Origin of the sequence: Aeromonas sp. 2HA2 (assembly GCF_029237345.1) — a bacterium.
Taxonomy (GTDB): Bacteria; Pseudomonadota; Gammaproteobacteria; order Enterobacterales; family Aeromonadaceae; genus Aeromonas; species Aeromonas salmonicida.
The window spans coordinates 78831-92517 of the sequence record NZ_JAACGB010000006.1; the positions used below are offsets into that span (position 1 = coordinate 78831).

General features: G+C 45.3%; 12 protein-coding genes. 10 read left to right on the forward strand and 2 right to left on the reverse strand.

The annotated features are described in order from the left end of the window. Positions 1-19 precede the first annotated feature (19 nt). The 10 genes from GWQ29_RS10175 to GWQ29_RS10220 all read left to right on the forward strand — a co-directional run bounded on the left by GWQ29_RS10175 (position 20) and on the right by GWQ29_RS10220 (position 11455). Complete coding sequence (locus tag GWQ29_RS10175) at positions 20-991, forward strand: glycosyltransferase (RefSeq protein ID WP_275919354.1); 972 nt, start codon at positions 20-22, stop codon at positions 989-991. Continuing rightward, positions 988-2148, forward strand: a complete 1161-nt coding sequence (glf, locus tag GWQ29_RS10180; protein ID WP_275919355.1) for a UDP-galactopyranose mutase — start codon at positions 988-990, stop codon at positions 2146-2148. The genes GWQ29_RS10175 and glf overlap by 4 nt, the downstream gene beginning before the upstream one ends. Then, a complete protein-coding gene (locus tag GWQ29_RS10185; RefSeq protein WP_275919356.1) occupies positions 2108-4447 on the forward strand; it encodes a hypothetical protein in 2340 nt (779 codons plus the stop codon). Before glf ends, GWQ29_RS10185 begins: the two co-directional genes overlap by 41 nt. Before the next feature lie 83 nt (positions 4448-4530). Further along, on the forward strand, positions 4531-5859 hold the full coding sequence (locus tag GWQ29_RS10190) for a glycosyltransferase family 2 protein (RefSeq protein WP_275919357.1): 1329 nt from the start codon (positions 4531-4533) through the stop codon (positions 5857-5859). Between the two features lie 27 nt (positions 5860-5886). Further along, positions 5887-6615, forward strand: coding sequence for an HAD-IA family hydrolase (locus GWQ29_RS10195; protein ID WP_275919358.1), 729 nt, complete (start codon positions 5887-5889; stop codon positions 6613-6615). Continuing rightward, positions 6608-7402, forward strand: a complete 795-nt coding sequence (locus GWQ29_RS10200; protein ID WP_275919359.1) for a methyltransferase domain-containing protein — start codon at positions 6608-6610, stop codon at positions 7400-7402. Before GWQ29_RS10195 ends, GWQ29_RS10200 begins: the two co-directional genes overlap by 8 nt. Then, on the forward strand, positions 7392-8606 hold the full coding sequence (locus tag GWQ29_RS10205; protein ID WP_275919360.1) for a hypothetical protein: 1215 nt from the start codon (positions 7392-7394) through the stop codon (positions 8604-8606). Before GWQ29_RS10200 ends, GWQ29_RS10205 begins: the two co-directional genes overlap by 11 nt. After that, positions 8603-10315 carry a hypothetical protein gene (locus GWQ29_RS10210; RefSeq protein WP_275919361.1) on the forward strand — a complete coding sequence of 571 codons (1713 nt, stop codon included), beginning with the start codon at positions 8603-8605 and terminating at the stop codon, positions 10313-10315. Before GWQ29_RS10205 ends, GWQ29_RS10210 begins: the two co-directional genes overlap by 4 nt. Positions 10316-10318: 3 nt before the next feature. Next, on the forward strand, positions 10319-10837 hold the full coding sequence (locus tag GWQ29_RS10215; RefSeq protein ID WP_275919362.1) for a class I SAM-dependent methyltransferase: 519 nt from the start codon (positions 10319-10321) through the stop codon (positions 10835-10837). Positions 10838-10858: 21 nt separating this feature from the next. Next, a complete protein-coding gene (locus tag GWQ29_RS10220) occupies positions 10859-11455 on the forward strand; it encodes a class I SAM-dependent methyltransferase (RefSeq protein WP_275909134.1) in 597 nt (198 codons plus the stop codon). Here the strand turns inward: GWQ29_RS10220 and pseC are convergent. Together pseC and pseB are read right to left on the reverse strand one after the other, a co-directional pair. Continuing rightward, entirely contained in the window at positions 11452-12582 is a 1131-nt protein-coding gene (pseC, locus tag GWQ29_RS10225) for a UDP-4-amino-4,6-dideoxy-N-acetyl-beta-L-altrosamine transaminase (protein ID WP_275919363.1), read from the reverse strand. The two genes, GWQ29_RS10220 and pseC, sit on opposite strands and share 4 nt — an antisense overlap. Then, positions 12579-13583 carry a UDP-N-acetylglucosamine 4,6-dehydratase (inverting) gene (gene pseB / locus GWQ29_RS10230; protein ID WP_275919364.1) on the reverse strand — a complete coding sequence of 335 codons (1005 nt, stop codon included), beginning with the start codon at positions 13581-13583 and terminating at the stop codon, positions 12579-12581. The genes pseC and pseB overlap by 4 nt, the downstream gene beginning before the upstream one ends. Positions 13584-13687 lie beyond the last annotated feature (104 nt).

A 13687-nucleotide genomic window follows, 5' to 3' on the forward strand; every position in this document is an offset into this window, starting at 1 on the left:
TCTTCTCTTGGATTTCCCTATGAAAGTCAGCGTATTGGTGCCTGTCTACAATCTGGCGCGCTTCATCGAACCCTGCCTGCTCAGCCTGCTCGAGCAGCAAACGGATTTCGAGTTTGAGGTGATCGCCATCGACGACGGCTCGAATGATGACTCCTGGGCCATCTTGCAGCGGCTGGCGCGGCAGTGGCCGACACTGCGCATTCTGCAGAACGAACAGAACATGGGGCTGGCCAAGACCCAGAAACGGCTGCTTGCAGAGGCAAGGGGTGACTATCTCGCCTATGTGGATGGGGATGATCTGGCCCTGCCGGACAAGCTGCAGCGCCAGGTCGATTATCTGGATGCACACCCGGGTTGCACCCTCTGCTACCACGAAGCCGAGATGTTCGATGATGAGACAGGGGCACGGATCAAACTCTTCACCCGCGATTATTACAATGCTCGCTATCTAGAACCCGTGATGACGCGAGAGGCCTTGATCCGCTTCGGGGTATTCGTCAATGCCAGCTCCATCATGTTTCGGCGTTATGAGGGGATGGAAAATGCCATCGACGAGGGGTGCAAGATCATCCTCGATTACCCCTGGCATATTCTGAATCTCTCTCTCAACCCGGGAACCCTCGACTTTATCCCCGAGCTGCTGGGGCGCTATCGCTTCCACACCCAGAGCTTTGGCGGGCAGACCCGTAAATCGGCCGAGCGTCGTGAGCAGTCGCTGCGCGACCTGCTGCGGGCTTGTGACAATGCCGGTGACTTTGGCGCCGATCCTGTGACCATTGCCCAGGGGCGTGCCCATCACTACTACTCTGCCGCGCTCTATTTCTTGCGGCAGGGAGACTACGCCCGTTTTCTCAACCTGCTTGAGCAGTCGGTGAGCGAGGTGGCCACGCTGGCACCGGGCTGGTTTTTCGACGAGCGGCACCAGCTGGCGTGGGAGGGGCGCACCAATCCGGCCGGCGTCGTGCAACAACTGTTTGGAGATGCAGCGTGAGTTATCAGGCGATTGTCATCGGAGCCGGGCTGTCCGGCGCCGTCATGGCGGAGCGAATGGCCAGCCAGCTTGGCTGGAAGGTGCTGTTGCTGGAACAGCGCGACCACATAGGTGGCAACTGCTTCGATGAGTATGACGAGCATGGGGTGCTGATCCATCGCTATGGACCGCACCTGTTTCATACCGACAAGCGGGAAGTTTGGGATTACCTGTCGCAGTTTACCGCCTGGCGGCCTTACGAGCATCGTGTGCTGTCACGGATCGATGGTCAGTTGGTGCCCATCCCGTTCAACCTGACCAGCATAGAGCGTTGCTTCCCGGCCGAGAAGGCCGTGGTCATGATTGCGGCCCTGCGCAGTCGATTCGGTGACGGGGCCAGGGTGCCCATCATGGCGCTGCGGCAGGAAGCTGAGCCCCTGCTGGCTGAGCTGGCCCAGTTCATCTATGAGCGTGCCTTCGTCAACTACACCAGCAAGCAGTGGGGTGTATCAGCAGAGCAGGTCTCGCCCGAGGTCACTGCGCGAGTGCCGGTCGTCGTCAATCGTGATGACCGTTACTTCATCGATCCCTGGCAGGCGGTGCCCGAGCAGGGTTACACCGCCATGTTTGAGCGCATGTTGGCGAACCCCTTGATTGAGGTCAGGCTCTCCACCCCCATGGGATCCCATGTTTGTCTGGATTGGCAACAGAAACGGATACTGCTGGATGGCGTGCCTTTTGCCGGACCCTTGGTCTATACCGGCATGCTGGATCAGCTGATACCGGAGGATCACTATGGTCTGCCGTATCGCTCGCTGCGCTTTGAGCACTGTCATCTGCCGCAAGCCCAATTTCAGCCGGTGACCACGGTCAATTACCCGAATGAAGAGGCCTATACTCGCATCACCGAATTCAAGCATCTGACCGGGCAGCAACATCCCGGCACCAGCATCGTTTATGAATATCCCTGTGCCTATGTGCCAGAGCAGGGGCTGGAGCCTTACTACCCGCTGTTTACCGACGTGGCCAAACAGAATTATCAGGCCTGCCGCAATGAATTGGCCGAGTTTCCGCAGCTGATAGCTTTGGGCCGTCTTGCTGAATATCGTTACTTTGATATGGATGATGCTGTAGATAATGCGCTACAACATTTCCAGCGTTTCTGGTTCAGTCGATAAGAGGGGGATAAATGTGGGGAATTATCTATCTGACTTGAATGATGCTCTAGACGCGCAACCGATACGGGCTATTTCATGTGACGTCTTCGATACCTTGATCTTCCGTCAAGCCGGAACCGTCGAGCAACTCTGGTATCAGCTGGGAGAGCAGGCCTACCAGCTGGGTCTTCTACACAATGACGATCCTGACGCTTTTGTGGAATACCGTAGAGAGGCTGAAGCGATGGCACGGCGTTTTATGATGCAGCGTGAAGGTCACCGAGAGGTACGGCTGGAGCACATTTATGCCTGTTGGCCGAGTTCGCAGGGTGAGCAGTTGTCGCAGTTAGAGCAGCAGATGGAATACGACAACTGGTGGCTTAATCCGGTACTAGTCGCTTGGTTGGCCAGTCAGCAGCACAACGATATACCGATCGTACTGCTTTCCGATATGTATCTGCCAGCAAGCTTGTTGCAGTGCTTCTTCAGTGCTAAGGCTCCCCAGCTCTTGTTGCATAAGATCTATGTTTCCAGCGAATATCAGGCCAGCAAACAGGATGGCCGCCTGTATCAGTGTCTGCTTGCGGAGCAAAACTGGCTGCCAGCGTCGGTGTTGCACATCGGTGATGACAAGATTACCGACTTGCAGATGGCAAAGGCATCGGGGCTAAGCGTCTGCCATGTTGGATTAGGGGATGATTTACTTGCGCAATTAAAGTACGAGCAACGCTTGTTTCGTTGCACGATCCCTGGATTGGAGCGGTTACGGCGGCAATGGCGCTGGCACAGTGATGGCTCGGTCATGTCCAGATTAGCCAGTCGTGTCTATGCCCCTGTACTGTATGCCTTTGCGCGTTGGGTAGTAGCAAGATGCCAGCAACAGGGGATTAGAACACTGTTCTGTCTATTGCGCGAAGGCGATGTCATCGCGCGTCTTGTTCAGCAAATTCCCGGACACGATCTTAGTGTCAAGACGCTAGCCATTTCCCGTCGCTCCACTTTCCTGCCTAGCCGTGATTGGTCGATGGATCTTGTGAATCAGCTCAGTCAGCGCCGGGGATATACACTGGCTGAACTGCTGGAGGATCTAGGGCTTGAGTGTCCGGTTGATTGGATTCCACTCGGATTTCACACCTTGTCCGATTTGGTACAAACTACACACTGGCATGAGGTGCTGAGCTGGCTGACAACTGCCCAGCCTCTTATTATTGTGTACCTACAGCAACAGCGGCAGTGGCTGCTGCAATATCTTTCGCAGCAAGGAGTAAAAAACGCACCAGAGGTAGCCATTCTGGATTGGGGCTGTGGCGGGAGCCTGTTACAAAACCTCCATTTGGTAGCAGGACTCGATGATGTCAACTACTTCATGTTCTATGCCAGTCAGCGTGCAAACCGGGTAGCCCTAATGCAAAAATTGCATGTATTTCAGTCGGCCGCATGCAAGGAGTGGGCGCAGCAGCTGGCCGCTTATCCGGAAATAAGCGAGATCCTGCTCAATGGTTCTCTCTATTCCACTCGGGCATATCAGCAGGTTAATGAGGGAATAATCACGCGTGTCAGTGTACAGCGGCCTGATGAATCTATCCGGCATGATGCTTACCTAGATGAATTCATCAAGACGATTCTCGACTGGGGGAAACTTGCTGCAGAAACCAGTTGGCTTGAACAGGAACCATCAATATCTGAACGGCATTACTTTGTTGCCATCCTCTATCGCCTCATTCTTTATCCGATGTGGCAAGAGGCCTGCGTATTGGCCAGTTTACCCCTCCCTCTGACTTCTGGGGAAAGTATCCCCCTGGTGTCACCGTGCGATGCCTTATTGCTCAAAGAGATTGTCGGTTCAGGGGTGCAGGCATACCAACTTTTATTGGATGGTGTTAATCCAATTATTCAGACCAGCTTCTGGTACCCAGGTATTGTTGCTCTTGCTTTCCCGGATCAATTACAGCTTTGCGGGGAATTGGCCACCTATCAGGATGATGAGAAGGTGGCCCCCATGTTGCTACAGCTCCTGCAAGAAAAAAACAAAGATGAAACAGCACTTTACGGAGCTGGGGATTTGGGGCTGCGAGTTCATGAACTACTAACACTGCATGGTATTCGCGTGACCCACATTATCGATCGACGTGCCGAGCGTAGTTCTTTATATATGAATGGTATCAAGGTGATTTCGTTGTCAGAGGCATCAAATTTAAAGTTAAAAACTTACAGTGTAGCATCGAGAGCATTTTGCACTGAAATAGTGAATTCGATCAAGTCGACCTGTAATGATACCTCGCCTATGGTTGAGATATTCACTTATAAAGGCTGCGTTTAAATGGCTTTCTTACTGAATAATGACATTGCAATCAACTGTGAAAATGTATGACCAGACATGAGATTAAAATCTGAGAAATTTCAATGAAAAATATAAAAAGTAAACTAGTGACAATTGTTATCCCCTGTTATCAACAGGGGCACTTGCTCTCTCGCGCATTAATCTCGGTGCAACGCCAAACATATGATGCCATTGAAGTAATCATTGTGGATGATGGAAGTGAGCCTGCGATAAAAATAGAACATGAAGAATATGATTTCCCAATCCATATTTTAAGACAAAAGAATCAAGGGTTATCAGCAGCACGTAATGCTGGATTAAAGATGGCAAAAGGCGATTATATTAAGTTTCTCGATGCCGATGATGAATTATTACCTGAATGTGTTGCTAATCAAGTAGCTATGATGACATCGGGGAATTCAATAGGTTGTATTGGTTTTCGTGAGATAAACGAAAATACGGAAAAAGAAGTTGATATTATCCCTGCGTTTGGTGATGCTTTGTCTGCATTATTAATAGTGAACATTGGCCCTCCACATATTTATCTATATTGGACTAATGAAGTACGGGCCTGTGGTGGTTTTTCTCAAGACGTCAGAGTAGATGGCGGTCATGAAGATTATGACTTGCTTTTACGAATCGTCATGCAGGGAGCACATCTGATTACTCATCATTCGATAGGCGTAATTTATTATCGTCGAGAGGGTTCTATGTCGACGATGCAAGATCGCATGGATAAAACACGCGCTGCTGTATGGCATTTTAATGTTGAGAGATATTTGATACAAAATAAATTTCTTTCTTCAGAAAGAATGCATTCATTACTGGCCAGTTATTGTAATATTCTGAACGTCACACCAAATAAATTTCGTGGGGGGTTGAGCGAGTTATCGGGATTGTTGGAAAAAAGAATTTCATATTTAAAAATAAATTTCGAGGCTAGTTGTTTAACTATACTAGTTAATGCGCTGTCAAAACATGAATGCTGTAAAAAAATTGTAGCCATGCTTTCTGCCGAGAAAAATATGCCTTGTTTGTCTGTGCAACCATGGCCAAAACAAGCCATGATAGACTATAGGTTGTTTCTGAATTTTAATGAAAATGTATTTTCGGACGACTATATAGTGTCACTGCTTTCAACCGTGAGTCTATATAAACATAGTTTTGCTATTTATGGTGCGGGAGCAATGGGGGCTAGAATTTCAAGAGTGCTAATTTCAGCAGGGCTTAATCCTATCGCTTATTATGACCGCTCTTGGAAGGAAATTTCGAGGCTAAATTGTATTGAGGTTAGAAACCCTGACGATATGGACAAAGCCAATATTAATTTAATTGTTATTGCGTCATTTGCTTACCGTGATGAGATAATTGATTTTGTCAAAAGTAAGCTACCTCAGATTGACGTGGTATAACTCTATATCGAGGGTGGCATCAAGTTGATGAAATATAAAATTGATGATGGTGACGATATCCTAATCATATCAGTCGATATTTTCGATACATTGCTGTTACGTGATGGAACCTCTGAAGAAGTTCGCTTTTATTTGATTGCAAAGAAAATAAGTGAACTGAGTAAAAGCAAAAAATCAAATGTAGATAGAATTTTTTATTCGAGATATAAATCACATCGTTGGTTGTATGACTTGTATGAAAAAAAAATCATTCCCGAACCCTCTATTGATAAAGTTTACGAAATCCAGCAATCTATTCTTATTGATCCAGAAATAGATAAAGATCTTTTATTAGAAGCAGAAATAATAGTTGAGTCGAATTTGTTGAGTTTAAATGTTGAACTTGCAGATGAGCTACTAAAACAAGAGGCGAGAGGAAAAAGAATAGTATTATTTAGCGATATGTATTTATCTTCAGCCATTATGCGTGAACTTTTAAAATGTAAAGGTGTGAAGTTCAACTATGAAATATTTATGAGTAGTGAAGCCGGAGTATCAAAGCATCGTGGTGATGCATTCTCTTGGTTAGCAAATAGATATGGTGTCTCGACAGCTAACATACACCATCTCGGTGATAACTATAATAGTGACTATGTGAATGCACAAGCAAATAAAGTCAAAGCCACGTTAACACCTAGATCAACATTTTTTTATTATAAAGAACAAATAATGAAGATGTTGGGCCATATCCTACTGAAGGGAAAGTACAATGGATAATTCAAATGTTTACAATAAAGGTTTTTATCAGGATCAGGCATCGGCATCTTATCGCTCTGGGGTTAAAGTGTTGTCCTGTCTCTTCGATATGATAAAAAAGCCAGACTCAATTCTGGATATAGGATGTGGTACTGGTTCGTGGCTAGCTGCTGCTCATTATCTCGGGGTTGAAGATGTTATCGGTGTTGATGGGTCATCTTCCGCCAAAAAAATGTTGATGATTCCTGATCGTTTCTGGTTGGAAGAGAATGTTGGTCAGAAAATTGAACTGGGCAGAAAATTCAGTTTAGCTCTCTCACTAGAGGTGGCGGAACATCTTCCGATTGAAAGCCACGCAACACTTATAAGCAATTTGACTTGTCATAGTGATGTGATCCTTTTCTCTGCTGCTATTCCGTATCAAGGTGGTACCGGCCACCAAAGTGAAAATTGGCCTTCTTACTGGAATGAGCATTTCATCCGTTTCGGTTTTGATTGTTTTGACATTATCAGACCTGCGATCTGGAATATGCCTGGTGTCAATTTTTGGTATAAGCAAAATATCATGCTGTTTGTTCGTAAGGGGGGCGCCTGCGAAGAAATTGGTCTAGATGTGAGCCAGAAGACAAATAACCCTCTGTCACTCATTCATCCCGAAATGTATTTATGGGCGATTAAACGTGAGGGTGGTTTATCTCTGGAAAAATACAGTCATGACATCTGCTACTACCTCGCTTTGAAGGATAAAAAGGAAAGTGCATTTATTGATATTCCTCGTTATGGGAGTGAATATAATAATGAATTCTGAAGAGCTGTATCGTGATACAATGGGACCTTATTTTTACGAATTCTGCCATCGGTTGCACGCATTAGCAACGATGTACTCAATGACAGCAAAAACGAGGTTATATTTTTGTCGTAGAGCCGGAATAATATTAAATGTTCTATTTAGGCAGTTTTTAGAAGTTAATAAGATAACTCCAAATTATGATTTATATGACTTTCCAGTATCAAGAATTGTCGTTATTAAAGCGGCTTTATCAGAAAACTGGATGTGGGGAGGGCATATCTGCTCTATTGTTTTTAAAAATAAAACAATAAGGTATTTGATTGATAAGCTATTAGGGAAACAAAGTGAAATAAATGTTGAAAAGTATTTGTCCTCATTCGATAGCAATATACTTGATGTATTAGTTAGTCCTAGCTCGGTTAAACGTTGGCTTACTGCTGATGCCAATAATGAAACTAGCAATTCCATTTCTAATTACTTAACTAGACAAAAAGAATTTCTATCACAGCATTTTATATCAGCAACCAACAGCAATGCAATAATTGTTGACTCCGGGCTATATGGTACCATTTCAGAGGTGCTCTCTGGAATCTATCCGGATGTAAATTACATTAGTGGCTTTGTTTATTTATCAAATTATAACAGAGTTAACCCTGCTCCTCATCTTTATCGGGCATATGGCCTGATGGGATCTGCATATAGAGCTTCGTGTCTTGTTAGCCATTCAGCAGTATTAAGGCATTGGCATTTTATTGAAAAAATTCTAGAGCCAGATAATAGTGAGTCACTCTCAGAGTATTCTTCAAATATACCATCAGTCATATTGAAAATGAATTGTGAGCAATTACTTGTTTTTGATTTTTTTAAAGAACCAATCGCATATGACATTACAGATATTCTGGAAAGAATTAATCGGGTTCTTAGCCATCCATCACGCCAAGAAGTATCAATTATCTATTCCTCTCGTAGAGTTGATGATGTCAATGGTGAAGCAAAGCACATCATCATTAATCATGAGATGGAAGTGTCGCTCAGAAAAATGGACAAGTTGAGAAGAGTGAATTACGGCATTATTAGACGGGCATTATGGCGAGAAGGACAAATGGTAACTAGTTATGGCTTTCTAGGAACCACTTATAATGGCTGTAGATACTATATCGCAAAAGCTAATTCGATGGTGTTGTCGAAAATAATTTCACCAGTAATAGGTGTCTACTTATGACCAAAGTTGCTGCTTCCTCATTGGGATTAGACTTCAAATCTTGTTTTAATGATTTTATTGAACACCTGTACAGCGAGATAGCCTCGATTCAGCATGTTAAATTCAATCGCACTAACAATCTTTTTAAGTCATGGTTTAGTCAGCAACAAAGATGGTTTCTTAATAAATACTCTGAGGAAGAGCTTCCTTCTGCTATTTCAACACTACTGGATGATGTTGACTCGAGTATTGTCGTTTTTCAGGTTGGACCATCATTTTTATCTCAGTATAATACGACTGCGAGTGAAGATGGCTGGTTTGAGATGCTCGACTCATTTGGGCTAAAGATTATAGATACCGAGTCTGTTGAGGTTGAACTTGTTTATACCGACAAGCGCTATGATTTAATCGCCACACACTGGAGGAACATCAATGCCTGTCACGATAATAATAGTATTGCCAAACCGAAATTTATAGCAGCAAAGATATCTTATAAAAAGCAAGATAGAATTGCACTTTCACGACTAAGTGACAAAGGAAAATATGGCTTGAATGGCCTCTTTAAAAGAGGCTCTCAATGCTCTTTTTTTTACATTGTTCACTTTTTTCAAGATTTGGCATTTCTACGTGGCTTAGTTGTTCGAATAGGTTATGAAAATTTACATGTGATAATAAATGATGATAATCTGACATTTCATCATCTTATCATAGTTAATAAGTTTATCAAAAATCATGCTATCAAAAATTCATTCCTACGCGACTTTGATGTGAATATTATGAATGCCGGTAGTATATTGCTAACATCCACTCTTGGCCCATTATCACCTATGCACCTATCCTGCTCAAGGCTCATTGTCAAAGCGCGGGAGTTACACGTGGTCACAATCACTCTACAACATGGCATCACATTACCTGATGTGTTTACAACCATGACTGAGTATACACTGGCTTGGAGTGAACCTGCTGCGAATGAGATAATTGAACGCGCCCACAGTGTAATTCGTTCAAAGGTATTTCCTGCTGGAAATGTAAGGCCGGTTTATAAGGTAGAAGCAAAGTTCTTAACAAAAAAATTTGGTTGCTGGGTATCTAAATTTGCACATCGAGTGATGATCGCCACCAATTTTCACTGGGCTGGAGCACATAGTGTCAGTGTGAAAGATGTCAATGATTTTATAACTAATTTAAGCGTGAAGAATCCTGATACATTATTTTTTATTCGCCCTCACCCAGAAGACTATTCATTGAGGGTCGCAGCTGGGTTGTTAAATGTCATTCTGATTGATGATGTTATAACCGGACTTCTGGATACTTCTATCGACCAGATTTTAGTAAACTGCGATTTACTTCTGTCAACATACTCTACGCTATTGTACGATGCTGCTCGCAATAATATTCCATTCGTGGCGTTTAATTATAATGAGGTTATAGGGAAAGATAGTATTCTATATCCCGAGCTTACTCGGATAGAAAGAATAGATAACATTATGGATGTAGACATTGAACTTTATTTAAACAATGCTTCTTTTATTAAAAGTAATGTAAGCTATACAAGTTCGTTTTCTTATTTTTTCATTAGATGTCTTAAAGAAGGTGGTTCCCCAATTACTAATGAACAACAATGTGAATTAGATAAAATAACAGATTATTACCTGAGAATTGCTCCAGATTATGGTCGTAATGCATATAAAAACAAGCTTGAGTCAGCCTTTATTAAGGGAGTGTCATAGATTATGAATGTACCTAAACGTGAAAGTGTTATTTACCATACTCGAAAGGATGGTGTTGGTATTGAGCTAGGGGTCGCAGAAGGTATCTTTTCAGAAAGAATAATGCAGCTTGATCATGTCTCTTTCTTGTACGGTGTTGACATGTATGCAGGCGACCGAGGTCATGATATTAACCAATATAAGTCAGCTTTTATGAGGCTGAATAAATATAGGGAAAAATATTCCCTCTTAAAAATGAGATTCGATGAAGCGCTAGACATGTTCCCTGATGAATACTTTGATTTTATATATGTTGATGGCTATGCTCATACAGGAGAGGAAGAAGGAAAAACATTGTATGATTGGTTCCCAAAGTTGAGAGTTGGTGGGATTTTTGCTGGCGATGACTATCACTCAGATTGGCCAAAAGTTGTTTCTGTGGTGGATGATTTTATTAAGGAAAAATCACTCACACTTAATTTGATTGAGTGTCATGAGCCAATTCCTTATTGTGAATATCCAACTTGGTATGTGATTAAATAAATCGAAAAAAAGGAATTAATTATGAGTTATTCACTTTATCAAGAAATTTATAATAATGTCTTTCTTTCCAATTCCGATTATCTTAAAGCAGAGTTTAGCCCCGGATATAGAATTGTTATCGAACATTCTGATATTATTCGGGTTGCGGGTGAAAAACACCTCGATTATGGTTGTGGGGTAGGGTTTGTAGTTGGTCTATTAGGATCCAAGTTATTCGGAAAGGATTCTTATGGGGTGGATGTAAGTAAGGTTGCCTTAGATATAGCCAAGGAAAGGGGGATTGAGTCGAAAAAACTATTTTTATTGCAAGATCACAAAATCCCTTTTCCTGATAATTTTTTTGATTTAATTACTTGCTGTGATGTGGTGGAGCATCTTGAACTTGATGATATTCTTAATTTGTCATCCGAATTAAATAGAGTGTTATCTCCAAATGGTGTTCTTCTGCTGAACATTTCAACTCGGCTTGCAGGGTCTAAAGATTTGCATGGTGATAATTTGCACAGAACAGTAAAAGACCCAAATTTTTACTCATTATTATTTAATCTTGATCGGTATATAGTTAACAATGTCGAAAAAGAGATAACTGCCATTCGACATGGTAAATGGATTGATTAATTGCCAAGAATTGCTTTGATAACATATTCCATATCTTTCGGGATTAAGTTTGGAAACAACGGTAGCGTGATGCAACCGACGTAGAACTGTTCAGAGTAGGGCCTGGGTGTATGGGCCCACTTTTGGTACCAAGGCTGTTTGTAGATCGGCATATAGTGGACATTGGCACCTACACCATTCTCGCGTAGTCGCTGGAACACCTTCTGGCGATGCTCTGGCGCAACATGGTGCACATAGAGATGAAAGGCGCTGCGCCGTTCTGGGCTGAAGTAACGGGGCAAGAGTTCAGGGGCCAGCGTTTCAAAGTAACGACGGGCAATCTCACTGCGCTTGGCGATCCAGGCGTCAAGATTGCTCATCTGGCTCAACCCCAACGCCGCCTGGATATCTGTCATCCGGTAATTGAAACCCAGCATCTGTTGCTCGTAGTACCAGGGACCGTCCGGTTCGTTGATGAAATCTTCCGGTTCACGGGTGATGCCGTGGCTGCGCAGCATGCGCATGGTTTTGGCCAAGGCTGGGTCATTGGTCATGGCCATGCCGCCTTCGCCGGTGGTGATGATTTTCACCGGATGGAAGCTGAAGACTGTGATGTCGCTGTAGCGGCCATTGCCGGTCGGTTCGCCGTGATAGCGGGCGCCGAGGGCGTGGCAGGCATCTTCTATGATGCGAAAACCGTACTCCCGGCCCAGACGATGGATCTCTTTCATATCGCAGGGCAAGCCCGCGAAGTGCACCGGGATCACTACCTTGGGCAGGCGTCCTTGCGCCTTGGCGACAATCAGTTTGCGCTCCAGCTCCAGTGCGCACATGTTGCCGGTATCCGGCTCTATGTCGACGAAGTCGACCTGAGCACCGCAATAAAGTGCGCAGTTCGCCGAGGCTACAAAGCTGATGGGGGAGGTCCAGACCCAGTCCCCCTGGCCAACACCCAGAGCCAGACAAGCGATGTGCAGAGCGGCCGTGCCCGAGTTCACGGCGACGCCAAAGCGTGCGCCACAGTAATCGGCGACTGCTTGCTCGAAGCGAGGAACGACCGGGCCCTGTGTCAGAAAGTCCGACCTAAGCACCTCGACCACGGCCTCGATATCCGCCTCGCTGATCGACTGTCTGCCGTACGGGATCATTCCATTACCACCTTGTCATTCAACTCTTTTAGCTGGGCCAGCGTCAGGAAGTCGCTGTTGTTGCGGGAGTTATATTCGAAACCCTGTTCGACCATGACCCCCTTCTCGCCTGCAGCTGTGACTGAGAAGTCATTGTTGCGATTATTGAAATTGATGGTGGGGCCGATGATGAAGAAGTCGTCGAACTCGAAGGTGTGGTAGGAGTCGTCGGAAGGGCACATCACCTCATGCAACTTCTCACCGGGGCGAATACCGATAATTTCCTGGGCCAGCTGGGGCGCCATGGCGGTAGCCAGGTCGGTGATCCGTACCGAGGGCAGCTTGGGCACGAAGATCTCGCCGCCCTTCATCCTCGGGAAGTTGTTCATCACAAAATCCACTCCTTGCTGCAGGGTGATCCAGAAACGGGTCATCTCGGCATGGGTGATGGGCAGTGTGCTGGCACCCTGGTCTATTCGTTTTTGGAAGAAGGGCACCACTGAGCCGCGTGAACCCACCACATTGCCATAGCGCACCACCGCGAAGCGGGTCGGATCCTGGCCTGCAATGTTGTTGGCCGCCACGAACAGCTTGTCGGAAGCCAGCTTGGTGGCGCCATACAGGTTGATCGGGTTGGCAGCCTTGTCGGTGGAGAGGGCAATCACCTTCTTGACCTGATTGAGCAAGGCGGCCTGAATGACGTTCTCCGCCCCATGAATGTTGGTCTTGATGCACTCCATGGGGTTGTATTCAGCGGCGGGGACCTGCTTGAGCGCGGCCGCGTGCACGACGTAATCGACGCCGCGCATCGCCATGTTCAGCCGGTTGGCATCCCTCACATCCCCGATGAAATAGCGCATGCAGGGGTCGTTGAACACCTGTTGCATCTCGAACTGCTTCAGTTCGTCGCGGGAGTAGATGATGAGCCGCTTCGGCTTATAGCGTTCCAGCACTGTCTTGACCAGCATCTTGCCAAACGAGCCAGTGCCGCCGGTAATCAATAGGGTTTTATTGTCGAACATGACGGATTCTCGCTAGTGATGCCAAGAGGCAAGCAATATATGTGCCTGGAACCAGTTTAGCCGAAAAGGGCTGGAAGCAGTTTTGTATGATGCCAGTTTTATTC